Source organism: Paraburkholderia saeva, from assembly GCF_907164555.1.
Classification (GTDB): domain Bacteria; phylum Pseudomonadota; class Gammaproteobacteria; order Burkholderiales; family Burkholderiaceae; genus Paraburkholderia; species Paraburkholderia saeva.
Genome location: NZ_CAJQZC010000007.1, coordinates 212,083 through 235,105 on the forward strand (window position 1 = coordinate 212,083; position 23,023 = coordinate 235,105).

At 64.8% G+C, this 23,023-nt stretch carries 21 protein-coding genes and 1 riboswitch; of the genes, 14 read left to right on the plus strand and 7 right to left on the minus strand.

The window, feature by feature from the left end; translation table 11 throughout:
* From fliI to fliF, 4 genes are read right to left on the minus strand one after another with little or no spacing between them, the layout of a single operon-like run.
* Positions 1–1,566: a flagellar protein export ATPase FliI gene (gene fliI / locus LPA36_RS19520; protein ID WP_228880197.1), complete on the minus strand. Its 1,566-nt coding sequence runs from the start codon at positions 1,564–1,566 to the stop codon at positions 1–3.
* Positions 1,560–2,234, minus strand: a complete 675-nt coding sequence (gene fliH / locus LPA36_RS19525; protein ID WP_228880202.1) for a flagellar assembly protein FliH — start codon at positions 2,232–2,234, stop codon at positions 1,560–1,562. Before fliH ends, fliI begins: the two co-directional genes overlap by 7 nt.
* Positions 2,221–3,216 (minus strand): flagellar motor switch protein FliG, encoded by a 996-nt coding sequence (gene fliG, locus LPA36_RS19530; protein ID WP_228880205.1) that lies wholly within the window; start codon positions 3,214–3,216, stop codon positions 2,221–2,223. The genes fliH and fliG overlap by 14 nt, the downstream gene beginning before the upstream one ends.
* Positions 3,206–4,987, minus strand: coding sequence for a flagellar basal-body MS-ring/collar protein FliF (gene fliF / locus LPA36_RS19535; RefSeq protein WP_228880208.1), 1,782 nt, complete (start codon positions 4,985–4,987; stop codon positions 3,206–3,208). Before fliF ends, fliG begins: the two co-directional genes overlap by 11 nt.
* A gap of 236 nt (positions 4,988–5,223) precedes the next feature.
* Here fliF and fliE point away from each other — a divergent pair, with 236 nt between their 5' ends.
* The 5 genes from fliE (at position 5,224) to LPA36_RS19560 (ending at position 8,366) form a co-directional block, all read left to right on the plus strand.
* Positions 5,224–5,559 carry a flagellar hook-basal body complex protein FliE gene (fliE, locus tag LPA36_RS19540; RefSeq protein WP_228880209.1) on the plus strand — a complete coding sequence of 112 codons (336 nt, stop codon included), beginning with the start codon at positions 5,224–5,226 and terminating at the stop codon, positions 5,557–5,559.
* A 141-nt stretch (positions 5,560–5,700) separates the two neighbouring features.
* On the plus strand, positions 5,701–6,135 hold the full coding sequence (gene fliS / locus LPA36_RS19545; RefSeq protein WP_228880212.1) for a flagellar export chaperone FliS: 435 nt from the start codon (positions 5,701–5,703) through the stop codon (positions 6,133–6,135).
* Positions 6,132–6,461, plus strand: coding sequence for a flagellar protein FliT (locus LPA36_RS19550; RefSeq protein WP_228880215.1), 330 nt, complete (start codon positions 6,132–6,134; stop codon positions 6,459–6,461). The genes fliS and LPA36_RS19550 overlap by 4 nt, the downstream gene beginning before the upstream one ends.
* 79 nt (positions 6,462–6,540) lie before the next feature.
* Positions 6,541–8,031, plus strand: a complete 1,491-nt coding sequence (fliK, locus tag LPA36_RS19555) for a flagellar hook-length control protein FliK (protein WP_228880217.1) — start codon at positions 6,541–6,543, stop codon at positions 8,029–8,031.
* On the plus strand, positions 8,028–8,366 hold the full coding sequence (locus tag LPA36_RS19560; protein ID WP_228880220.1) for an EscU/YscU/HrcU family type III secretion system export apparatus switch protein: 339 nt from the start codon (positions 8,028–8,030) through the stop codon (positions 8,364–8,366). Before fliK ends, LPA36_RS19560 begins: the two co-directional genes overlap by 4 nt.
* Here the strand turns inward: LPA36_RS19560 and LPA36_RS19565 are convergent.
* Together LPA36_RS19565 and LPA36_RS19570 are read right to left on the minus strand one after the other, a co-directional pair.
* Positions 8,363–9,781, minus strand: coding sequence for a coniferyl aldehyde dehydrogenase (locus LPA36_RS19565; protein WP_228880221.1), 1,419 nt, complete (start codon positions 9,779–9,781; stop codon positions 8,363–8,365). The two genes, LPA36_RS19560 and LPA36_RS19565, sit on opposite strands and share 4 nt — an antisense overlap.
* Positions 9,782–9,867: 86 nt before the next feature.
* The gene (locus LPA36_RS19570; protein WP_228880225.1) at positions 9,868–11,550 is read right to left on the minus strand and encodes an isovaleryl-CoA dehydrogenase; all 1,683 of its coding nucleotides are present in this window, start codon (positions 11,548–11,550) and stop codon (positions 9,868–9,870) included.
* Between the two features lie 306 nt (positions 11,551–11,856).
* On the opposite strand from LPA36_RS19570, the gene LPA36_RS19575 reads away from it, so the two are divergent.
* Complete coding sequence (locus LPA36_RS19575; RefSeq protein ID WP_228880228.1) at positions 11,857–13,485, plus strand: GMC family oxidoreductase; 1,629 nt, start codon at positions 11,857–11,859, stop codon at positions 13,483–13,485.
* A 4-nt stretch (positions 13,486–13,489) separates the two neighbouring features.
* Here the strand turns inward: LPA36_RS19575 and LPA36_RS19580 are convergent, their stop codons facing one another.
* Positions 13,490–14,434 (minus strand): LysR family transcriptional regulator, encoded by a 945-nt coding sequence (locus LPA36_RS19580; protein ID WP_228880229.1) that lies wholly within the window; start codon positions 14,432–14,434, stop codon positions 13,490–13,492.
* A gap of 112 nt (positions 14,435–14,546) precedes the next feature.
* Here LPA36_RS19580 and LPA36_RS19585 point away from each other — a divergent pair, with 112 nt between their 5' ends.
* From LPA36_RS19585 to LPA36_RS19620, 8 genes are all read left to right on the plus strand, one after another.
* Entirely contained in the window at positions 14,547–15,005 is a 459-nt protein-coding gene (locus LPA36_RS19585; RefSeq protein ID WP_228880232.1) for a CidA/LrgA family protein, read from the plus strand.
* A gap of 76 nt (positions 15,006–15,081) precedes the next feature.
* Positions 15,082–15,804: an LrgB family protein gene (locus tag LPA36_RS19590; protein WP_228880236.1), complete on the plus strand. Its 723-nt coding sequence runs from the start codon at positions 15,082–15,084 to the stop codon at positions 15,802–15,804.
* 165 nt (positions 15,805–15,969) lie between these two features.
* Positions 15,970–16,103: riboswitch (S-adenosyl-L-homocysteine riboswitch) on the plus strand.
* 32 nt (positions 16,104–16,135) lie between these two features.
* The gene (gene ahcY, locus LPA36_RS19595) at positions 16,136–17,557 is read left to right on the plus strand and encodes an adenosylhomocysteinase (protein ID WP_228880239.1); all 1,422 of its coding nucleotides are present in this window, start codon (positions 16,136–16,138) and stop codon (positions 17,555–17,557) included.
* 185 nt (positions 17,558–17,742) lie between these two features.
* Entirely contained in the window at positions 17,743–18,096 is a 354-nt protein-coding gene (locus tag LPA36_RS19600) for a phage holin family protein (protein ID WP_228880242.1), read from the plus strand.
* 47 nt (positions 18,097–18,143) lie between these two features.
* Positions 18,144–18,977, plus strand: coding sequence for a methylenetetrahydrofolate reductase [NAD(P)H] (gene metF, locus LPA36_RS19605; protein WP_228880244.1), 834 nt, complete (start codon positions 18,144–18,146; stop codon positions 18,975–18,977).
* Between the two features lie 336 nt (positions 18,978–19,313).
* On the plus strand, positions 19,314–20,945 hold the full coding sequence (locus LPA36_RS19610) for an ABC transporter substrate-binding protein (RefSeq protein ID WP_228880247.1): 1,632 nt from the start codon (positions 19,314–19,316) through the stop codon (positions 20,943–20,945).
* Between the two features lie 139 nt (positions 20,946–21,084).
* Entirely contained in the window at positions 21,085–22,095 is a 1,011-nt protein-coding gene (locus LPA36_RS19615) for an ABC transporter permease subunit (protein WP_228880248.1), read from the plus strand.
* Positions 22,096–22,105: 10 nt separating this feature from the next.
* Positions 22,106–23,023, plus strand: coding sequence for an ABC transporter permease subunit (locus LPA36_RS19620; protein ID WP_228880250.1), 918 nt, complete (start codon positions 22,106–22,108; stop codon positions 23,021–23,023).

Genomic DNA, 23,023 nt, shown 5'->3' on the forward strand with positions numbered 1-23,023 from the left:
CTATTCGAACAGCGCATCGAGCATCGCAAGGCTCGGCTCAAAGCCGGCGCTTTCGCGATAACCCTGTTGCAGGAACGCTTCCATGCGCGGATACAGCGCAATGGCCCGGTCGAGGAGCTGGTCGCGCCCGCTCGAATAAGCGCCGACGTTGATCAGATCGCGGTTGCGCTGGTAGCGCGACAGCATCTGCTTGAAAAGACGGGTGCGATCGAGATGCGCGTCATCGATCAGCGCGGTCATCGCGCGGCTGATCGACGCTTCAATATCGATCGCCGGATAGTGACCGGATTCGGCAAGCTGGCGCGAAAGCACGATGTGGCCGTCGAGAATCGCGCGCGCCGAATCGGCGATCGGATCCTGCTGGTCGTCGCCTTCGGTCAGCACTGTATAGAAGGCGGTAATCGAACCGCCGCCTTCCGGGCCGTTGCCGGTGCGCTCGACAAGCGCGGGCAGCTTCGCGAACACCGAAGGCGGGTAGCCCTTGGTCGCCGGCGGCTCGCCAACGGCCAGCGCGATCTCGCGCTGCGCCATCGCGTAACGCGTGAGCGAATCCATCAGCAGCAGCACGTGCTTGCCCTGATCGCGGAAATATTCGGCAAGCGACGTCGCGTACGCGGCGCCCTGCATCCGCAGCAACGGCGACACGTCGGCCGGCGCGGCAACGACGACGGAGCGCGCGCGCCCTTCGTCGCCGAGAATCTGTTCGATGAATTCCTTCACTTCGCGGCCGCGTTCGCCGATCAGGCCGATCACGATCACTTCGGCGCTCGTGTAGCGCGCCATCTGGCCGAGCAGCACCGATTTACCAACGCCCGAACCCGCGAAAAGCCCCATGCGCTGGCCGCGTCCGACGGTCAGCAGCGCATTGATCGCGCGCACGCCGACATCCAGTACCTTGTGAATCGGCTCTCGATGCAGCGGATTGATCGACGGCGCGGACAGCGGCGCGTCGTTCACCGCACCAAGCGGGCCGAGGCTGTCGAGCGGACGGCCCGATGCATCGACCACCCGTCCGAGCAGCTCCCAGCCGACCGGCAGACGCTTCGCGCCCGCCATCGGATCGGCGATCGGCGCGCTTTCGAGCGGATAGACGCGCGCGCCAGGCAAGAGGCCGTGGACTTCGGTCGTCGGCATCAGGAACAGCTTGTCGCCGGCAAAGCCGACCACTTCTGCTTCGGCAAACGCAATCGGGCTGCCCGCGGGCAGCTCGATCATCACTTCGGAACCCACTGACAGGCGCAGGCCGACGGCTTCAAGCACGAGACCGGCCGCGCGCGTCAGACGGCCGCAGGCGCGCAGCGGCCGCGCGATGGCGTTGCGGGCGCGCAGGCCATCGAGCCGGGCGCGCCACGCCTGGAAATGCAGGTTCTCCGCGAGCGCCGGATCCGGCACGAACGCGGGAGCGGACGTGCGCGGCGCGCGGCTCGCCGCGGCTTTGGCGCCAGCGACGGGCGCAACCGCGATAGAAGGCTTTGTTTCGGGCACGCCGAACGACGCCAGCGCGAGCTCACGTTCGAGCTCTGTCAGATCGCTGGATTCGATCTCGGCGAGCGTCGGCTTTACCATGTGCTGACCTTGCCCAGTGCCGCCGCGACACGTTCCCAGCGGGTGCCGATGGCGGCATCCACTTCGCCCGTGCTCGCGTGGGCGCGGCAGCCGCCGCGTTCCACCGACGGATCGGTGCGCACGGTCCAGCCGCGCGCCTGGAGTTCTTCAAGCAGATACGCTTCAACGACCGGCAGATCCGCCGGGCTCACGATCAGGCTCGGCGCGCCGACGAGCGCGGGTTCCGTCGCCAGCACTTCGCGGGCGGCCGCGATCAGCGCGGTCGGGTCGTGCTGCACGTGCTGGCGCACGACCTGCTGCGCGATGTCGAGCGCGAGCGCGACGAGCGTATCGGCGATTTCGCCGCGCGCGCCGCCCAATGCCGCGCTGAACGTGTCGGCGATCGCCGCGAGGCGCGCGGCTTCCGCGTGGGATTCGACGCGGCCCTGTTCGAGGCCCTGTGCGTATCCCTGTTCGTAGCCGGCCTGATAGCCAAGCGCCTGGCCGGCGACGTGGCCGGACGCGACGCCCTGCGCATGCGCTGCGTCGCGCAGGCGTTGCAGTTCGGCTTCGAAGGCGCCGTCGTCGACCGGTTCCGGTTCCGGCACCGGGTCGAACGAGGCCATCTCCCAGCGCTGGTAGGCCGAGAGGCTTTCCTTGCGCATGGAGTCCTGATCAGACATATGCATCTTCCGCCTTGCCGCCGATCACGATCTGGCCGCTTTCCGCCAGGTTGCGCACGATCTGCAGGATGCGGCGCTGCTGCGTCTCGACTTCCGAGACGCGCACCGGACCGCGTGCGTCGAGGTCTTCCGCGAGCAGTTCCGCGGCGCGTTGCGACATGTTCGACAGGAACTTCTGGCGCAGCGCAGGCGGCGCACCCTTGAGCGAGATGATGAGCGCTTCGGACTCGACTTCCTTGAGCAGCAACTGGATCGCGCGGTCTTCGAGGTCGAGCAGGTTTTCGAACACGAACATCTGGTCGACGATCTTCTGCGCGAGCTCCGCGTCGTACAGGCGCACGTTTTCCAGCACGCCTTCCTCGTGGTTGGCCGACATGAAGTTGAGAATTTCCGCCGCCGTGCGGATACCGCCCATCGGGCTGCGCTTCAGGTTGTCGCTGCCTGACAGCAGGCCCGTCAGCACGTCGTCGAGTTCGCGCAACGCGGCCGGCTGGATGCCGTCGAGCGTCGCGATACGCAACAGCACGTCATTGCGCAGCCGTTCCGTGAAGCACGCGACGATTTCCGACGCCTGATCGCGGTCCAGGTGGACGAGGATCGTCGCGATGATCTGCGGATGCTCGTTCTTGATGAGTTCGGCCACAGCGGACGAATCCATCCACTTGAGGCCTTCGATTCCGCTCGTGTCGCTGCCCTGCAGGATCCGGTCGATGATCGCGCCGGCCTTGTCGTCGCCGAGCGCCTTCGTGAGCACCGAGCGGATGTAGTCGCTCGAATCGAGCGACATGCCCGTGTGCTGTTCGGCTTCCTTTGCGAACTCCTGCAGCACCTCTTCGATCTGTTCGCGCGTGATGTTCTTCAGCGAAGCCATCGCGACGCCGATCTTTTGCACCTCGCGCGGCCCGAGGAACTTGAATACCTGCGCAGCCTCTTCCTCGCCAATCGACATCAGCAGGAGGGCGCTCTTCACTACGCCTTCAGCGCTCATCGGATACCCAGCTCTTGACAACAGTTGCTACGATTTTCGGATCCTGGCGCGCGATGTTGCGTGCGTAGTCCAGGTGGCGTTCATATCTGCGTTTGTCGCTTTCGAACGAAACGATGCTGTGCTCCTCGTCCTCTTCGGTGACGGCGGTCTTTTCCGGTGAAGGCAGGCCGTCGAGCAGCACCGGTTCGTCCTGCGAAGTCAGCGCGGCGACGACCGGCGCCGGTGGCGGGAACGCGCGGCGCATCGCCGGGCGCACCATCATGAAGTAGAGCACCAGCGCCACCAGACCGATCCCTGCGTACGTTGCGATCTGCTTTGCGAGCGCGATCATTTCCGGCGTACGCCACCACGGCAGGTTTGCGTTCGGGTCGATTTCCTGCGAGAACGCGCTGTTGACGACGTTCACCGAGTCGCCGCGCTTCGCGTCGTAACCCATCGCGTCCTTCACCAGCTGGTTCACCTGATCGAGCTTGTCGGCGGTGAGCGGCTGCATCGTGACGTGACCCTTCGCGTCGACCGTGCGCAGATAGTTGACCACCACCGCCACCGACAGACGCTTCACACCGCCCATCGCCTGTTCGGTGTGACGCACCGTCTTGTCGAGTTCGTAGTTGGTCGTCGTGTCCTTGTGGTCGCTGATCGGCGTCGTGCTCACGCCGCTGGCGCCGTTCGCGCTCGCGGTGATCGGCGCGGAAGCGGGCTGCGGCGGCTGGTTCGACAGCGCGCCCGGCACGCCCGACGCGCCACCCTGGCTCATCTCCGTCGCGGTGCTCGACTGCTGGCTGCGTACGGCGGCCTGCTCCGGGTTGCCGTTCGGGGCGTACTTCTCGGATGTCTGCTCGTTCTTCGTGAAGTCGACGTCGGCGCTCACCTGCGAATGCGCGTTGCCCGCACCGAACAGCGGCGCGAGGATCGCGTCGATCCGCTGCTGCGTGTTGTGCTCGATCTGCTGGACGTACTTGAGCTGCGTCGCGTCGAGACCGGTTCCGGAGGCGGCCTGCGTGAGCAGGTTGCCGTCCTGGTCGACGATCGTCACGTTGCGCACCGGCATGTCCGGCACCGCCGACGACACCATGTGCGTGATCGCCACGACCTGACCTTCGTCGAGTATGCGGCCCGGGTACAGGTTGACGAGCACCGACGCCGACGGCGCTTCGTGATCGCGCACGAACACGGAAGGCTTCGGAATCGCCAGATGCACCCGCGCCGACTTCACCGACGAGATCGATTCGATCGTTTGCTGAAGCTCGCCTTCGAGGGAGCGCTGGTAGTTGATCTGTTCGGCGAACTGGCTGATGCCGAATTTCTGGTTGTCCATCAGCTCGAAACCCACCGAGCCGGCCTTCGGCAAACCCTGGGAAGCGAGGCGCAGGCGCATTTCGTGAACCTGATCGGCCGGCACGAGGATCGCACCGCCGGTTTCGCTGAACTTGTAGGGGATGTTCGCCGTCTGGAGCGCGTTGATGATCGCGCCGCCGTCGCGGTCGGACAGATTGCTGTAGAGCACCTTGTAGTCCGGCGCCCGCGACCACATGACGAGACCCGCGACGATGGCGATCAGCAGCGCGACAGCGAAGATCAGCGGCGCGCGCGGGTTGCCGCGCATCTGCGAGAGCGAGGTCGGGAACGACAGGCGCTGCGAAAAATTACCGCCGAGGCCGCCACCGAGGTCCGCAGCACCGGCCTGGCCGGCGCCGCCGGCTCCGGCCTGCGCGCCAGCGAGGCCCATGCGGGCGTCGGGGGTGATCAAAGAGTTGGCTGACGAATCCATGCGTCGGGTATCTCCGGGATGCCTTGAGTCCTGCTCCGGCCCGCCGCGTCGGGCTTGACGGGCGCAGGGGCAGACACTTTCACGTTAGGGATTATCCTCACGGGCATGCAACCTGATTGGTCGAATAGAGCCGGGTTTTCCCCCTACTTTCACGTCTGTCGCAAAAGGGCCGCTGCTATGCTTCACTCCAGATCGGCACGCCCTGGCTCGCCGGTTTTCCTTCATCTGGAGAGAACATGACATTGCCCGTGAGCCCGCTTCTGTCGGCGCTACAGCAGATGCAGTCCATGGCTGCTCAGGCAGCCGGCGGCACCGCCCCGGCTGCTTCGGAGTCCGGTGCGGCCACGTCCGGCAACTTCGCCGCCGCGCTGAAGGCTTCGATCGACAAGATCAGCAGCGACCAGCAGACCTCCGTCAGCGAGGCGCATGCCTTTGAAATCGGTGCACCGAACGTTTCGCTGAACGATGTGATGGTCGACATGCAGAAGGCCAATGTGGGCTTCCAGTTCGGCCTGCAGGTCCGCAACAAGCTGGTCGCGGCCTACAACGACATCATGCAGACCCCTGTTTGAGCCTTTGCTTGCTCCCCTGTGGGCTAAAGCTTTACGCGTGTAATCCGATAACCCGGATACACGGATGACGGATCGCGGGCGGTTACGCCTCGCGACAGTCCGCCAGCCAATCGCAATCTGCATCACACAGGAGGAGCGCCGATGTTTTCCCCAGGACACGCTGGAGCCAACGCCTATGCACGCGTCGGCGTCGAGACGGGGGTGATGGGCGCAAGTCCGCACCGCCTGATCGTGATGCTGTACCAGGGCGCGCGGCAGGCGATTGCGCAGGCGCGCATGCATCTGCAGCAGGGCAATGTCCCGGCGCGGGGGGAAGCGATCGGCAAGGCGATCGAGATCATCGGCAGCGGGCTGCAGCAGTCGCTCAATCTGGAAGCCGGTGGCGAAATCGCGGAACGGCTCGACGGGCTGTACGCCTATATGGCGCGGCGGTTACTCGACGCGAACATCAAGCAGAACGAAGCCATGCTCGTCGAAGTCGACGGCTTGCTGGCGACGCTCGAAGAAGCCTGGATCGGGATTGCCCCGGAGATCGCGCGGATGGCGACACAGTCGTCCGCTGAAAGCATGAGATGACATCGAACGCACAATACTTCGCCCGTTATGAGGCGATCGCAGCGATTTCCGACCGGATGTTAGTGGCAGCGCGTGAAGCGCTCTGGAATGACCTCGTGGTGTTGCAGGAAGAATATCGTCGGCTGGTTGACGGGCTGAAGCACGCAGAAGAAGGCGTGAAGCTCGACGATGCAGAGCGCACACGCAAATACGAGCTGATCCGCCGCATCCTCGCCGACGACGCCGCGATCCGCGACCTCGCGAACCCGCGCATGGCGAAACTGTCGGCGCTGTTCGCAGCGACGTGCCCGGCCAGCGTGCTGAAGGAACTTTACCAGGCGCGCTGAGCGCTTTTATCGACCGCACTGTCGTCGGGGCGCATCGCCGCCGGCGACCACGCGCCAGAGGCGCGCGAGAGGAACCGGCATGAACGGAATCGACACGGCTGTGGCTTCGCTGCTGGCAACCCGCGTCGAGAGCCTCCTCTCGATCGGCTCGCGGGCTGACGCCGCCACGTCGCAGACGGGCGCGTCTGCACTGGCCGTCGATACACCGGTTACGCCTGGCGGCACGCTGCCTGCCGCTCCCACTCCACCTCAGCCTTCCGCGCAGACCGCGCTGTCCGCTGTCGCGCTTACGCTCGACGCGATCGCACGCTCGGGCGGCGACGCGACGCCCGCCGTAGTCGGCCAGACGCCGGTGTGGGCCGCCGCGCCCGCCATCGACGTGGCCATCGAAGGCATGCTGTTGCCGCTCTTCGACACGCCCGAACCGGGTGCTGCGGCAGGTCCAGCGGGTGCCACGGCCGGCGGGAATGCCGCGTCGAACGCGGGCGCCAACGCTACGGCGGGCACGACAGCGGCGAGCGTGGTCGCTTCGCCGCTGCCGGTTGTCGCGCTCGCGGCAGCGCTTCAGCGCACGGTGGCCGAAAGCGGTCTGTTCTACGAATCGCATCTGGCGCAGTGGCTCTCGGGGCAACGCACGCCCGCGTCGCTCGCCAGTGAACCGCAGAACCGGCTCGCCGACGCGGCCGCCCAGCTTCCGCTCGACTGGAGCACGGACGCCGACGCGGCCGCGCAGCCGTGGGCGTCTGGCGCAGCCGCGCAGGGCCGCGCGATGCCGGGCGCGAATCCGAATGCGAACGCCTTCGCGGGTGGCAGCGCGGCGGGCGCTCGCGGCGCAGCTGACGCCTCGCAGACGCAGGCGGCCCGTTTTGTCGCGCGCGAAATCGCCGCCGACGATGCATTCCCGACTTCCTCGCAGTCGCTGCGCTCGCTTTTGCATACAGCACCCGCCGACGCCGCTTCCAGCGCGAACGCCGCCAGCACGTCGCAGGAACTGGCCGCATCGATCCATCCCGCGACGATTCCGCTTGTGCGCCAGCAGCTCGATCTGCTCGCAACCGGCCAGTTCCGCTGGACCGGCGAAGCGTGGCCGGGCGCGCGGCTCGACTGGACGATCGAGCAGGACGGCGACGAATGGCAGCGCAGCGGCGGCGGCGCGGACGGCGACGAGCCGTATCCGTGGCGTACGCGGTTAACGCTGTCGCTGCCTTCGCTTGGCACCGTCGACGCCGATCTGACGCTGAACGGCGCGCAGCTGATGGTGCGGGTGCAGGCGAGCCCGAACGGCGCCGCGCGGCTTGCCGCGCAGGGCGAACTGTTCCGTCAGCGCCTCGCCGCGGCCGGCATCAATCTCAGTACGCTGTCGATCCGTGAGATCGGTGGCGCGGCGGTGGGCGGCTCGAACAATGGCGGCGCCAGCGCCGCCCAGGCGACGAGCGCGTACGCGCGCTCGGCCGCGGCAGCCAGCGAGGAAGCCAGCGTGGCGGCCCGTGCAGCGGCGGCCAGTTCAGTAGCGGGTATGGGCTCGGGCTCCGCGCCGCCGGACGCGGGTTACGACTGGGATCTCGCATGAGCCGCAGGAATCGCAAGAGCGCGGCGGCGCTCATCTATGATGCAAACGGCGGCGATGCTTCGCCGCGCGTGATCGCGAAGGGATACGGTCTTGTCGCCGACATGATCGTGCAGCGCGCGAAGGAAGCGGGCCTGTACGTGCACGAGTCGCCCGAAATGGTGTCGCTGCTGATGCAGGTCGATCTCGACACCCGTATCCCGCCGCAGCTGTATCAGGCTGTCGCGGAACTCCTTGCGTGGCTGCACCGGCTCGAAAGCGGCGCCGCCGACGACGCGCCCGGCACCGCCGTCGCGCCGGCCTCGTCTGCGGCATCGCCGTTCACGTCTTCGCGCTAGAAGCGCATCATCAGTTTGATCAGCGCGTTGAAGCGTCGTCCGTAGGGCGGTGCGACCAGTGCGCGCGCGTTCAGCCGGCCCTGCTGTAACACCGGCTTCATCTTCGAGAAGGTCACGAAGCCTTCGTAACCGTGATACGCGCCCATGCCGCTCGCGCCGACGCCGCCGAACGGCAGGCTCTCGCACGCCAGATGCATCAGCGTTTCGTTCACCGCCATCCCGCCCGCGATCGTTTCGTGCGTGACGCGTTCGATCGTCGCGGCGTCGTCGTCGTAGAGATAGAGCGACAACGGCCGCGGACGCGCGTTGATGTACGCGATGGCATCATCGAGCGTGTCGTACGGGACGATGGGCAGCAGCGGCCCGAAAATCTCTTCCTGCATCAGCGCGGACTGATCCGGCGCATTCGTGACCGCTATGAGTGGAAAACGCCGTGACGCAACATCGCCGGGCGTGTCGGTCAGCTCATGCAGTTGTGCGCCGCCGGCCGATGCTTCGTCGGCGAGACGTTGCAGGCGTTCGAAGTGACGCGCCGAGATGATCGACGTGTAGTCGCGGTTACGCGCGAAATCGGGGTAGAGCTTCGCCATCTGCACGCGGGCGCGGGCCACGAACGCCGCTTCGCTGCCACGCGGCACCAGCACGTAGTCAGGCGCGACGCAGGTTTGCCCCGCATTGAGCGTCTTGCCGGTGACAAGGCTGTCGACCGCATAGTCGAAACGCGCGTGCGGGCCGACGATCACGGGCGACTTGCCACCGAGTTCGAGCGTGACGGGCGTGAGGTTATCGGCGGCGGCGCGCATCACGTGACGGCCGACCTGCGTCGACCCGGTGAAGAGCAGATGATCGAAGGGCTGCGCGCTGAACGCGGCGGCGAACGCGGCGTCGCCGTTCACGACGGCGACATGATCGCGCTGGAACGTCTGTGCGACCAGCTGCTCGAAGAGCGCCGAAGTCCGCGGCGTCAGCTCCGACATCTTGATGATCGCGCGGTTGCCGGCGGCGAGCGCGCTGATGAGCGGCCCGGCCGCGAGCAGCACCGGATAGTTCCACGGCGCGATGATGCCGACGACGCCGAGCGGCTGCGGCACGACCTTCACGCGCGCGGGCAGCAGCCACCTGTTCGTGCTGCGTCGTTGCGCTTTCATCCAGCGCTTGCCGTGACGCAGCGCGCCGTCGATCTCACCCTTGACGAGCAGGAATTCCGCAAGCAGCACTTCCTGCTTCGCGCGATTGCCGAAGTCGGCGTTCATCGCTTCGGCGAGCGCGTCGCTGTTGTCGAGTAGCATCGCGCGTAGCGTTTTCAGATGCGTCGCGCGCGTTTCCCACGACGGGTACGGCGCGCGCAGATACGCCTGACGCTGTTCGCGCAGCAGCGCTTCGAGCGCCGCCACGTCGGGCAGGTCGTTTTTCATGGTGTTTCTCCCTCGATTCCTGTGAGGCGGTCCACGTGTGGCCGGCCTTTTTATGTGCGCTCAAACGGGGCGAAGCAGGCCGCCCGTTAAACGGGAAACGCGCGTTCGATGATCGCCGCGTGGTCGACCTGCGCGGGCAACGTGCCGTAGACGCGCCCGCTGTCGCCGCAGCCGTCGGCGAGACGCGTGGCGATGAATGCGTCGGCGATCGCGGCGGGCGCGTGTTGCACGAGCAGCGTTGCCTGCGCGACGAGCACGATCTGCTGCACGATCCGGCGGGCGCTGGCTTCGCGCAGTTCAGGCGCTGCACCCAGCGTCGCAACGAGCCGTTCCAGCGCCGTCCCGAGCGCGGAGTGGCCGTGCTGCTGCGCCGTCGCGCGCCAGGCGGCCAGCAGCGCCTGCGCGGCGTCCGGTTCGCGTTCCATCGCGCGCAGCACGTCGAGGCACATCACGTTGCCCGAACCTTCCCAGATCGAATTGACCGGCGCCTCGCGATAAAAGCGCGCCATCGGGCCTTCTTCGACGTAACCGTTGCCGCCCCAGACTTCCATCGCCTCGCCGGTGAATTCGAGCGCGCGCTTGCAAACCCAGAACTTCGCCGCTGGCGTGACGATGCGTCGCCAGGCGCGTTCTTCCGGCGTGTTGCCGGTGTCCTCGAACGCGCGGGCGAGCCGCATGAACAGCACCGTCGCTGCTTCGGATTCGAGCGCGAGATCGGCGAGCACGTTGCGCATCAGCGGCTGGTCGACGAGATGTTTGCCGAACGCGCTGCGATGCCGTGCATGGTGAACCGCCTGCACGAGCGCCGCGCGCATCAACGCGGCGCTGCCGATCACGCAGTCGAGCCGCGTGTAGTTCGCCATTTCGATGATGGTCGGCACGCCGCGTCCTTCGTCGCCGATCATGACGCCGTACGCGTCGACGAATTCGACCTCGCTGCTCGCGTTCGAGCGGTTGCCGAGCTTGTCTTTCAGACGCTGGACCTGCACGCCGTTTTTGCTGCCGTCCGGCACGAAGCGCGGCACGTAGAAGCACGAGAGGCCCGCGTGGTCGCCGGTGCGCGCGAGCACCAGATGCGCGTCGCACTGGGGCGCGGAAAAAAACCACTTGTGTCCGACGAGCCGGTAAGCGGCGCCGCGGCCTGCGCCGCCCGGTTGCGCGAATGCGCGCGTCTGGTTGCTGCGCACGTCCGAGCCACCCTGTTTCTCGGTCATGCCCATGCCGGTCATCATCGACTTCTTCTGCGCGAGCGGCATGTCGCGCGGATCGTGTTCGCGCGTGTACAGCTTGTCGCGCAACGTTTCGAAGAGCGCCGGTTCGCGCTGCAGCACGGGAATGCTGGCGAACGTCATGGTCAGCGGGCACAGCGAGCCGGATTCGAGCTGCGCGTGCAGGAAGTAGCCGGCGCAGCGCGCGACCATCGCGCCTTTTTGCGGATCGGAGAACGGCAACGCGTGCAGACCTTCGCGACGCAGCAGCGCGAGCAGGCTGTGCCACGACGGATGGAATTCCAGCGCGTCGATGCGTTCGCCGCGCGGCGAAAACGTGAAGAGTTCGGGCGTGTGACGGTTCGCGACTTCAGCGAGCGCGAGCACCTCGGGCGCGGAGAGCGCCGCGCCGTGACGCCGCAGCGCGTCGCGATGCCATGCCGCGCCTTCGCGTTCGACGGCGGCGGTGAGCGCCGCGTCGCTTTCGAAGAAGTTGTAGTCTGCGAGCGGCGGGACCTGATTGGTCACGTCGTGAGTCTTGCCGAAGCCTGGGAGTTCCATCTGTTGTCTCCGATCACCGGATGCATGCCCGGGTCTGTTTCTGGATCTGTGTTCGATCGATGCGCACCGTGGTGCGTTGCGAGAGGCGACGCCTGGTTTGACGCCTTTGAATGCCGCGCGGCGATGTCGTCCGAAGCCGGCGGCAGCTTTTCATCATAGGGGCGCAGGCGGCGTTTCGTTTAGAGGGATCGCTCTGACAGGATCGTGCCGCCCGTCCGGCAGGCTCCCTACAATGCGCGGAAACACACGCAGACAAGTGTGCACGAGACAGGCGCCGCGGGCAACGCGGCCCATCAGGAGGAGCGGATGCAATACGACTACATCATCGTCGGGGCGGGCTCTGGCGGCTGCGCGCTGGCGAGCCGGCTTGCGGACAGTTACCCGGACGCGTCGATCGCACTGATCGAGGCCGGCCCGCATACGGCGCGTAACCTGTTCGTCAACATGCCAGTCGGCGTCGCGGTCCTCGTGCCGCACAGGCTGAAAACCAACTACGGCTACGAAACCACGCCGCAACCAGGCCTCGGCGGACGGCGTGGCTATCAGCCACGCGGGCGCGGCTTCGGCGGATCGAGCGCGATCAACGCGATGGTCTATACGCGCGGCCATCCGCTCGATTACGACGACTGGGCGCGCATGGGTTGCGACGGCTGGTCGTGGCAGGACGTGCTGCCGTATTTCCGGCGCGCCGAAGGCAACGAACGCGGCGCCGACGCGCTGCACGGTGCCGATGGTCCGCTCACCGTTTCCGATCTGCGCTTTCGCAATCCGTTTTCGGAGCGCTTCGTGCGCGCGGCAGTCGAAGCCGGCTTCCGGCCTAACGACGACTTCAACGGTCCCGAACAGGAAGGCGTCGGCTTTTACCAGGTGACGCAGCGCGACGGCCGCCGCTGCAGCGTCGCGCGCGCCTACGTGTACGACCGGCCGCGCGCCAACCTCCATACGATCGCCGATGCCACGGTGTTGCGCGTGACGTTCGACGGCAAGCGGGCGAGCGGCGTTGAAGTAGCGCGCGGCGGTCGGATCGAAGTGCTCGAAGCACGCGCGGAAGTCGTGCTCGCAGCCGGCGCATTCAATTCGCCGCAGCTCCTGATGTGCTCCGGCGTCGGGCCGGCGGCGCATCTTCAGTCAGTCGGCGTGCCGGTCGTGCACGATGCGCCTGACGTCGGTCAGAACCTGATCGATCACGTCGACTTCACAATCAACAAGCGCACGCGTTCGATCGAGCCGACCGGCTTTTCGCTGCGCGGCATCGCGCGGATGGCGCCGCAGTTCGTCGACTTCATGCGGCACGGCCGCGGCATGCTGTCGAGCAACGTCGCCGAGGCGGGCGGCTTTATCAGAAGCCGGCCGACGCTCGACCGTCCGGATCTGCAACTGCACTTCTGCGCGGCGCTCGTCGACGATCACAACCGCCATATGCATTGGGGGCACGGCTATTCGCTGCATGCGTGCGTGCTGCGTCCGCATAGCCGTGGCAGCGTCACGCTGGCGGACAGGGACGCGCGCGTCGCTCCGGTGATCGATCCGCGTTTTCTGAGCGATTCACGCGACCTCGACCTGCTCGTCGAAGGCGCACGCATTTCGCGACGCATTCTCGATGCCCCGTCGCTCGCGATCTTCGGCGGCACGGAGTTGTATACGCATCCTGGCCACGGCGAAGCGGAACTGCGCGCGACCATCATCGAGCACGCCGACACGATCTATCACCCGGTGGGAACCTGCCGGATGGGCGGCGACGCGCGCTCGGTCGTCGATACGCAGTTGCGTGTGCGCGGCGTGACGGGTTTGCGCGTGGTGGATGCCTCGGTGATGCCGGCGCTGATCGGCGGTAACACGAACGCGCCGACGGTGATGATCGGCGAGCGCGCAGCCGGTTTCATCGCGGCGGCGCGCCGTGGCTCGCACATGGCTGCTGCGGCGACCGTCGCGTGACGTCCTATTTCGAAGCTGGCGTGCCGGCGATGCCGGGCGAGGGCGCGTGCATGAAATCGTCGCCGTCCTGGCCGGGCAGATTTTCGCGCGCCACTTCGAGCCAGGCGCGCGCCGCGTGTGACAGATAACCGTTGCGCCGCCAGCCGATCGCCACTTCCCACGGAATCTCCGGCGCCACGACGGGCCGACAGCTGAACTGCGTCGAATCGAGCCGCCGGCAATACGGTTCGGGCAACAGCGCAATGCCGACGCCCGCCAGCACCAGTGCCGCCATGAAATCCCAGTGGCCGCTGCGTCCGACGATCGTCGGCGAGAAACCCGCTTCGCGGCACGCGTTCTGCACGACGTCGTTCAGGGCGAGGCTTTCGCCGTAGAACACGAACGGCTCCGCGGCGAGATCGGCGAGCGCCACCTGCTGGACGTCGTCCCAGCGTGAGCCGCGACGCGTGACGAGCCACAGCAGCTGGCGCGTCATCGGCAGCACGTCGATCATTTCGGGATCGACCGGCAGCAGCACGCCGCCCAGTTCGAGTTCGCCTGAGATCAGCGCCGATTCGATCCCGCGCGAACCCTGTTCGAACAGCTTCAGGTCGATTTTCGGATAGCGTTGCCGGAACGCGGCGATGGCCGCGGTAAAGAGCGAACCGCCCATCGGCGGAATGCCGATGGTCAGCTCGCCGCTGCCGAGCGTGTCGAGATCGTTCAGCTCCGCCTGCAGTTGCGCATGCGCGGCAAGCACATCCTGACCGCGTTGATAGACGATGCGACCGGCGTCCGTCAGCACCATCTGGCGGCCGTCGCGCAACAGAAGCGGCGAGCCGATTTCGTCTTCCAGCGCCTTCACCATCTTGCTGATCGTCGGCTGCGTGACGAACATCTGCTCGGCTGCGACGGTGAAGCTCTGCTGGCGGACGACTTCCACGAAGTAGCGAAGCGCGCGCAATTCCACGTTTGAGTCTCCGGATTCCAGATTGGAATGAAGTGGATGATGTTAAGTCATTATATTTATGAAGTCATGATCCCTATACTGACTTTCATCCAGAAGTCACTCAGGGATTGCCATGACGACGACCACTTTTTCCATGCAAACGCTGCCGGCCGGCGTCCGCCCTGTCGCGCGGTTCGCCCGGATTGCCGTGCAAAGCGCCGCACTGGCCGTCGTATGGTATGTCGCCGATTTCATCGTGCGTCGCCTCGGATTGCCGGTGCCGGGCGGCGTGGTTGGCCTCGTCGCGATGCTGGCGCTGCTGTTCAGCGGCGGCCTGCCGGCGCGCTGGATCAAGTCCGGCGCCGACTGGCTTCTGTCCGACATGCTGCTGTTTTTCATCCCGGCGGCCGTCGCGGCCGTCCAGTATGGCGGCCTCTTCAGGGAAGACGGCTGGCGCCTCGCGCTCGTCGTTGTCGCGGGCACGTTGATGGTGATGGTGGCGGTCGCCTTCGCAGTGGAACAGGCCGCGCGCCTCGAACGGCGTCTCGCGCTGCGCCGCGTGCGGGTGACGCGTCACGCCGCGCGTGCGTGAACCCAGCGTCGCGCGCTCACATCGCTGAAGCCGCGCGGAGCGTCGCGAAAACCATGTCGAAAACGAAGCTGAAGCCATGAACGCCTTCTACGCATCCCTGTTCGCCGACGACGCCGCGCGGCTCATCGCCGCCGGCTGTTTCGTGACGACCGTCGCGCTGTATTTCGCGTCGAAGTATCTGTATGCGCGCTTCAAAAGCCCGTGGCTCACGCCGCTTGTCTCGGTACCCGTCGTGCTGGGCCTGCTCGTGCTGGTCGCGCATATCCCGTATCCGGTCTACTTTCAGGACACGCGCTGGCTGATGTGGCTGCTCGGCCCGGCAACCGTCGCGTTCGCGGTGCCGATCTACGAATACCGCGATCTGTTGAAGCGTCACTGGATCTCGCTCACCGTCGGCGTGACGGTCGGGATCATCGTCGCGGTGGGCGGCTCGCTCGTGCTCGCGAAGCTGCTGCATCTGTCCCCGGAACTGCAGCGCAGCCTGATGACACGCTCGGTGTCCACGCCGTTCGCGCTCGCCGTTTCCGACAGGATCGGCGCGCCGAAAGACCTGACGGCGCTCTTCGTGATCGCGACGGGCGTGTGCGGCATGCTGTTCGGTGAAATCGTGCTGGCGCTCGTGCCGCTGCGCACGCGTCTCGCGCGCGGCGCGCTGTTCGGCGCTGCCGCGCACGGCGTCGGCACCGCAAAGGCGCGCGAACTCGGCAGCGAAGAGGGCGTCGTCGCCAGCCTGACGATGATGATCGCGGGCGTCGTCATGGTGCTGCTCGCGCCGGCGCTCGGGGTTCTGCCTTTCTGAAGGCGTCGCCGTTTCAGCGGCGTATCCGCGTACTTTCACCGCGCACCGCGTTGCCCGTTCAGGGCGCGAGCACGTCGCCCGACTGCGCAAACCGGCAAGAAACGCCCGGAATCAGGCACATTTCGTTGATCCCTAACCCATCCTGATTTGCTACAATCGCCGTTCGTCTCCGAGGAGCGTTGCGACGGGTACCGCGAATCTGCATTCGCGAGCGGCCCGCCAGGCTCGGAGGCTTCAATCGGACGGCTAGAATGCGCCACGCGCTTTTTACCCACCGCATCGAACCGCGCTCACGTCAAATTTCTAGTCAATTTTTAGAAAGGAGGGCGTGATGAACGCCGCAGTTTACGATTCCAAAGACTCAAAAGATTACTTCGTTGCCGACATGTCGCTGGCCGACTGGGGTCGCAAGGAACTCAACATCGCCGAAACGGAAATGCCGGGCCTCGTGCAGACGCGCGAAGAATACAAGGCCACGCAACCGCTGAAGGGCGCGCGCATTGCAGGCTCGCTGCACATGACGATCCAGACCGGCGTGCTGATCGAAACGCTGACGGCGCTGGGCGCCGACGTGCGCTGGGCATCGTGCAACATCTTCTCGACGCAGGATCACGCAGCCGCTGCCATCGCGAAGGCCGGCACGCCGGTGTTCGCGTACAAGGGCGAATCGCTCGACGAATACTGGGAATTCTCGCACCGCATCTTCGAATGGCCGAACGGCGAATTCGCGAACATGATTCTCGACGACGGCGGCGACGCAACGCTGCTGCTGATCCTTGGTTCGAAGGCTGAGAAGGACCGCTCGGTCATCTCGAAGCCGACCAACGAAGAAGAAACCGCGCTGTACAAGTCGATCGCCGCGCATCTGGACGTGGACCCGACGTGGTACTCGAAGCGCCTCGTGCACATCAAGGGCGTCACGGAAGAAACCACGACCGGCGTGCACCGCCTGTACCAGATGGAAAAGGAAGGGCGTCTGCCGTTCCCGGCCATCAACGTGAACGATTCGGTCACGAAGTCAAAGTTCGACAACCTGTATGGCTGCCGCGAGTCGCTCGTCGACGGCATCAAGCGCGCCACCGACGTGATGATTGCGGGCAAGATCGCGGTCGTCGCCGGTTACGGCGATGTGGGCAAGGGCTGCGCGCAATCGCTGCGCGGTCTGGGCGCCACCGTGTGGGTCACGGAAATCGATCCGATCTGCGCACTGCAGGCGGCGATGGAAGGCTACCGCGTCGTGACGATGGAATACGCTGCCGACAAGGCCGACATCTTCGTGACGGCCACCGGCAACTACCACGTGATCGGCCACGACCATATGAAGGCGATGCGCCACAACGCGATCGTCTGCAACATCGGTCACTTCGATTCGGAAATCGACGTTGCGTCGACGCGCCAGTACCAGTGGGACAACATCAAGCCGCAGGTCGACCACATCATTTTCCCGGACGGCAAGCGCGTGATCCTGCTGGCTGAAGGCCGCCTCGTGAATCTGGGATGCGCAACGGGCCACCCGTCGTTCGTGATGTCGAACTCGTTCACGAACCAGACGCTCGCGCAGATCGAACTGTTCGTCGACGGCGCGAAGTACGAAAACAAGGTTTACGTGCTGCCGAAGCATCTCGACGAAAAGGTCGCGCGTCTGCATCTGGCGCGCATCGGCGCGAACCTGACCGTGCTGTCGGACGACCAGGCCGGCTACATCGGTGTCGACAAGAACGGTCCGTTCAAGCCGAACCACTACCGCTATTAAGGCGGTTGCCTTTGCCCGTACGTCTGCATGATCTCCATGTAACGCGCGGGCGAAGGTGCTGATCCTCATGCGGTGATGCAGTTGAATACGGGCAGCGCGGTGCAGTTTCTGCACCGCGCTGTTCCCATGCGCTGCGCTACCCGCGTGATCTCACTCCCGGACTTCACGCCCACAAGGAGCTTTACATGACTGTGCTGCTGACCTGGCTTGTTAATGCGCTTGCCCTGCTGATCATCACGTATCTGGTGCCGTCGATTCACATCCGCAGTTTCGGCACTGCACTGATCGTCGCGCTGGTACTCGGGCTCATCAACGCCGTGTTGCGGCCAGTGCTGATCCTGCTCACGCTGCCTGTCACGATTCTCACGCTCGGGCTCTTCATTCTGGTGGTCAATGCGCTGTGCTTCTGGCTGTGCGCTTCGCTTCTGAAGGGCTTCGAAGTGTCGGGTTTCTGGTCGGCGTTCTTCGGCTCGATCCTGTACAGCATCGTTTCGTGGCTGCTGTCCGCGCTCATTTTCGGCAATCGCAGCTTCGGCTGACGCGTCGCCGCACTGCTCGCGCCCGCAAGGGCGAGGCATGGTGAATCATGAACCCGATCGAACTCTCATTCGAATTCTTCCCGCCTAAAACGCAGGAAGGCGTCGACAAGCTGCGCGCCACGCGCGCAGAACTCGCGCCGCTCAAGCCCAAGTTCGTGTCCTGCACGTTCGGCGCGGGCGGCTCGACGCAGCAAGGCACGCTCGATACCGTGCTCGATATTGCGAAGGACGGCATCGAAGCCGCGCCGCATCTGTCGTGCGTCGGGTCGTCGAAAGAAAGCCTGCGCGCGATACTCAATGAATACCGCTCGCACGGCATCCGTCACATCGTCGCGCTGCGCGGCGACCTGCCTTCGGGCATGGGCTCAGTCGGCGAACTGCGTTACGCGTCGGAGCTGGTCGCGTTCATTCGCGCTGAAACCGGCGACTGGTTCAATATCGAAGTCGCGGCTTACCCGGAATATCACCCGCAGTCGCGCTCGCCCAGCGCCGATCTGGAAAACTTCGCGCGCAAGGTGAAAGCCGGCGCGAACTCCGCGATCACGCAGTATTTCTTCAATGCGGACGCGTACTTCCGTTTTGTCGACGATGCGAGGAAGCTCGGCGTCGATGTGCCGATCGTGCCGGGCATCATGCCGATCACGAACTTCTCGCAGCTGATGCGCTTCTCCGACATGTGCGGCGCCGAAGTGCCGCGTTGGGTTGCACGCCGCCTCGAGAGCTTCGGCGACGATCTCGAATCGATCCGGGCGTTCGGACTCGATGTGGTGACCGGCCTGTGCCAGCGGCTCGTCGACGCGAAAGTGCCGGGCCTGCACTTCTACACACTGAACGGTGCTGTGGCGACCCGAACCATCTGTGAGCGTCTCGGCGCACAATAGCCGGATCGCCGCGGCGCGCATACGTGCACCGCGGCGACCCTGACATGATGCAAACGCGCCTTCGGGTTTAAGATCAACCCCATTGATCCCATCACCCGGATGTCCCTGCGTGTTTCCGCGGTTGGCTGCACAAGCGGGCAGAAATAGAACAATAGCGGACGATATTTCTGAAATATTCCTGTAAGCCACGCGCCGCCCGCCTGCCGCATTGCAGCAACGCACGTCAAGTGTGTTTCCGATCGTGAACGCAGGGAATTTCCTCCGCTTGTTCGGGTTAGCAAAGGTCAGTAATATCGCGCTACGCCGGCGCAAGCCGGTTCCGAACCTGGAGGAAACATGAAGCAAAACAATCTGTTGCGCGTCGCGCGTATGACCACGCTCGTCGCTGCTGCAGCGGCGTCGATGGTGGCGGCCAATGTTGCTGGCGCTGCCGAGATTCCGAACAAGACGCTCGTTTACTGCTCAGAAGGCAGTCCTGCGGGCTTCGACCCGGCCCAGTACACCACGGGCGTCGATTTCACTGCGAACACGTTCACTGTTTACAACCGTCTCGTCGAATTCGAACGGGGCGGCACGAAAGTGGAACCTGGCCTCGCTGAAAAGTGGGATGTTTCGGCTGACGGCAAGACCTACACGTTCCACCTGCGTCATGGCGTGAAGTTCCAGACCACGTCGTACTTCAAGCCGACGCGCGAATTCAACGCGGACGACGTCGTGTTCACGTTCCAGCGCATGCTGGATACGAACCAGCCGTTCCGCAAGGCGTACCCGGTCCAGTTCCCGTACTTCACGGACATGGGCCTCGACAAGCTGATCGACAAGGTCGAAAAGGTCGACCCGTACACCGTCAAGTTCACGCTGAAGGAAGTCAACGCGCCGTTCATCCAGAATCTGGCGATGGAATACGCGTCGATCCTGTCGGGTGAATACGCCGATGCGCTGCTGAAGGACGGCAAGGCCGCCGACATCAACCAGAAGCCGGTTGGCACGGGCCCGTTCATCTTCCGCAGCTATACGAAAGACGCGACGATCCGTTTCGACGGCAATCCGGATTACTGGAAGCCGAACGCGGTCAAGATCTCGAAGCTGATCTTCTCGATCACGCCGGACGCCGGCGTGCGCGTGCAGAAGCTGAAGCGCGACGAATGCCAGGTGATGAGCTACCCGCGTCCGGCCGACATCGCGCCGCTGAAGGCGGAAGCGAACATCGCGATGCCGTCGCAGGCAGGCTTTAACCTCGGCTACCTCGCGTACAACGTGACCCACAAGCCGGTCGACAAGGTCGAAGTGCGTCAGGCACTCGACATGGCGATCAACAAGAAGGCGATCGTCGAATCCGTGTACCAGGGCGCAGGCCAGTCGGCAACGAACCCGATGCCGCCGACGCAATGGTCGTACGACAAGAACCTGAAGTCGCAGACGTACGATACGGAGAAGGCGAAGGCGCTGCTCGCGAAGGCCGGCTACCCGAACGGCTTCGACATCACGCTGTGGGCTATGCCGGTGCAACGTCCGTACAACCCGAACGGCAAGCTGATGGCCGAAATGATCCAGGCTGACTGGGCGAAGATCGGCGTGAAGGCGAAGATCGTCACGTACGAATGGGGTGAGTACATCAAGCGCGCCCACGCAGGCGAAGACGACACGATGCTGATTGGCTGGACCGGCGACAACGGCGATCCAGACAACTGGCTCGGCACGCTGCTCGGTTGCGATGCGGTGAACGGCAACAACTTCTCGAAGTGGTGCGACAAGCCGTTCGACAGCCTGGTGCAGAAGGGTCGCGAAACGTCGGATATCGCGGCACGGACGAAGGCGTACATGGACGCGCAGCAGATTTTCGCGCAGCAGCTGCCGTTCTCGCCGATCGCTCACTCGACGGTGTATCAACCGGTCAGCAAGAAGGTTGAAGACATGCGCATCGAGCCGCTGGGTTATGCCCGCTTCGACGGCGTTAGCGTGAAGTAAGACTGGCGTACCAGGTTTTCCACACGTTCCATAAAAACAGGAAAACTGGTCGAAAATATACCGGCGACCGGGGCCACGAGCCCTCGTCGCCGGTTGCATTTTTTCTGTTCATCAAGCACCAAGCATATAGGGACGAACCATGTTCCGATTCGTTTTGCGCCGCATCGGCATGGTGATACCGACGTTCATCGGCATCACCATTCTGGCGTTTGCGCTGATTCACCTGATCCCCGGCGACCCGATCGAAGTCATGATGGGCGAACGCGGGGTCGATCCAGCGATGCACGCTGCCGCGATGCATCGCCTCGGGCTCGACGAGTCTCTTCCCATGCAGTACGTCCATTACGTTGGGCGCGCATTGCATGGCGACCTCGGCATGTCGATCATCACCAACACGAGCGTGATGGATGAATTCCTCGCGCGCTTTCCGGCCACGGTCGAACTGTCGATCTGCGCGATGTTTTTTGCGCTGATCGTGGGTCTGCCCGCTGGCGTGTTCGCCGCGCTCAGACGCGGCACGGTGGTCGATCACGGCGTGATGGGCACGGCGCTCACGGGTTACTCGATGCCAATCTTCTGGTGGGGGTTGATTCTCATCATGGTGTTCTCGGCCGATCTTCAATGGACGCCGGTTGCCGGCCGCATCGCCGTGGAATACGACATTCCGCGCGTGACGGGTTTCCTCCTGATCGACTCGCTGCTCTCGACTGACGAAGGCGCGTTCCGCTCGGCGGTGAGCCATCTGATCCTGCCTTCGATCGTGCTCGGCACGATTCCGCTGGCGGTGATCGCGCGCATGACGCGCTCGTCGATGCTCGAAGTGCTACGCGAGGACTACATCCGTACCGCCCGCGCGAAGGGTCTGGCGCCGGCGCGGGTGATCGTCGTGCATGCGCTGCGTAACGCGCTGATTCCCGTGGTGACCGTGATTGGTCTGCAGGTCGGCACGTTGCTCGCGGGCGCGGTGCTGACCGAGACGCTGTTCTCGTGGCCGGGCATCGGCAAATGGCTCATCGATGCGATCAGCCGGCGCGACTATCCCGTCGTGCAGGGCGGCATCCTGATGATTGCCACGTTAGTGATCTTCGTGAATCTGATCGTCGATCTGTTGTACGGCGTGCTGAATCCACGCATTCGCCATACGAGGTAATAGAAAAGCTATGGCAGACATCCAAAACACCGTCCCCACGGCGGTCACTCCCCCGAGCGGCCGCGCGCTGGCCGCCCGTGAATTCTGGGCCAACTTCTCGCGCAATCGTGGCGCGGTCGTGGCAGGCATCATCGTGCTGACGCTGATCTTCATCGCGATCTTCGCGCCGTTGATCTCGCCGCACAGCCCGATCGAGCAGTACCGCGACTTCGTGAAGATTCCGCCGGCATGGCTTCAGGGTGGCAACTGGAAGTTCATCCTCGGTACCGACGAAGCCGGTCGCGATATTCTTTCGCGCCTGATGTACGGCGCGCGGCTGTCGTTCTGGATCGGCTTCGTTTCGGTGGTGCTGGCGCTGATTCCGGGCATCGTGCTCGGGCTCGTCGCCGCGTTCTTCGACAAGTGGGCCGATACGCCGATCATGCGCATCATGGACGTGCTGCTCGCGCTGCCGTCGCTGCTGCTGGCTGTGGCGGTGGTCGCGATCATCGGCCCGGGTCTCATCAATACGATGCTTGCGATCGCGATCGTCGCGCTGCCCGGTTATGTGCGTCTGACGCGCGCGTCGGCGCAGGGCGAGTTGCAGAAGGAATACGTGACGGCTTCGCGCGTCGCGGGTGCGGGCACGCTGCGGCTGATGTTCTCGCAGGTGCTGCCGAACTGCACCGCGCCGCTGATCGTGCAGGCGACGCTCGGCTTTTCGTCGGCGATTCTCGATGCCGCCGCGCTCGGTTTTCTCGGCCTCGGCGTGCAACCGCCTTCGGCGGAGTGGGGCGCGATGCTCGCTTCGGCGCGCGACTATATCGACAGCGCCTGGTGGATCGTCACGATGCCGGGCCTTTCCATCCTGATTTCGGTGCTCGCCATCAACCTGCTCGGCGACGGGCTGCGCGATGCGCTCGATCCCAAACTGAAACGGATGGCCTGA

Excerpts from the sequence above, each read along its gene's own strand:
- fliI (WP_228880197.1), bottom strand. The coding sequence starts at position 1,566 with ATGGTAAAGCCGACGCTCGCCGAGATCGAATCCAGCGATCTGACAGAG.
- fliH (WP_228880202.1), bottom strand. The coding sequence starts at position 2,234 with ATGCATATGTCTGATCAGGACTCCATGCGCAAGGAAAGCCTCTCGGCC.
- fliG (WP_228880205.1), bottom strand. The coding sequence starts at position 3,216 with ATGAGCGCTGAAGGCGTAGTGAAGAGCGCCCTCCTGCTGATGTCGATT.
- fliF (WP_228880208.1), bottom strand. The coding sequence starts at position 4,987 with ATGGATTCGTCAGCCAACTCTTTGATCACCCCCGACGCCCGCATGGGC.
- fliE (WP_228880209.1), top strand. The coding sequence starts at position 5,224 with ATGACATTGCCCGTGAGCCCGCTTCTGTCGGCGCTACAGCAGATGCAG.
- fliS (WP_228880212.1), top strand. The coding sequence starts at position 5,701 with ATGTTTTCCCCAGGACACGCTGGAGCCAACGCCTATGCACGCGTCGGC.
- LPA36_RS19550 (WP_228880215.1), top strand. The coding sequence starts at position 6,132 with ATGACATCGAACGCACAATACTTCGCCCGTTATGAGGCGATCGCAGCG.
- fliK (WP_228880217.1), top strand. The coding sequence starts at position 6,541 with ATGAACGGAATCGACACGGCTGTGGCTTCGCTGCTGGCAACCCGCGTC.
- LPA36_RS19560 (WP_228880220.1), top strand. The coding sequence starts at position 8,028 with ATGAGCCGCAGGAATCGCAAGAGCGCGGCGGCGCTCATCTATGATGCA.
- LPA36_RS19565 (WP_228880221.1), bottom strand. The coding sequence starts at position 9,781 with ATGAAAAACGACCTGCCCGACGTGGCGGCGCTCGAAGCGCTGCTGCGC.
- LPA36_RS19570 (WP_228880225.1), bottom strand. The coding sequence starts at position 11,550 with ATGGAACTCCCAGGCTTCGGCAAGACTCACGACGTGACCAATCAGGTC.
- LPA36_RS19575 (WP_228880228.1), top strand. The coding sequence starts at position 11,857 with ATGCAATACGACTACATCATCGTCGGGGCGGGCTCTGGCGGCTGCGCG.
- LPA36_RS19585 (WP_228880232.1), top strand. The coding sequence starts at position 14,547 with ATGACGACGACCACTTTTTCCATGCAAACGCTGCCGGCCGGCGTCCGC.
- LPA36_RS19590 (WP_228880236.1), top strand. The coding sequence starts at position 15,082 with ATGAACGCCTTCTACGCATCCCTGTTCGCCGACGACGCCGCGCGGCTC.
- ahcY (WP_228880239.1), top strand. The coding sequence starts at position 16,136 with ATGAACGCCGCAGTTTACGATTCCAAAGACTCAAAAGATTACTTCGTT.
- LPA36_RS19600 (WP_228880242.1), top strand. The coding sequence starts at position 17,743 with ATGACTGTGCTGCTGACCTGGCTTGTTAATGCGCTTGCCCTGCTGATC.
- metF (WP_228880244.1), top strand. The coding sequence starts at position 18,144 with ATGAACCCGATCGAACTCTCATTCGAATTCTTCCCGCCTAAAACGCAG.
- LPA36_RS19610 (WP_228880247.1), top strand. The coding sequence starts at position 19,314 with ATGAAGCAAAACAATCTGTTGCGCGTCGCGCGTATGACCACGCTCGTC.
- LPA36_RS19615 (WP_228880248.1), top strand. The coding sequence starts at position 21,085 with ATGTTCCGATTCGTTTTGCGCCGCATCGGCATGGTGATACCGACGTTC.
- LPA36_RS19620 (WP_228880250.1), top strand. The coding sequence starts at position 22,106 with ATGGCAGACATCCAAAACACCGTCCCCACGGCGGTCACTCCCCCGAGC.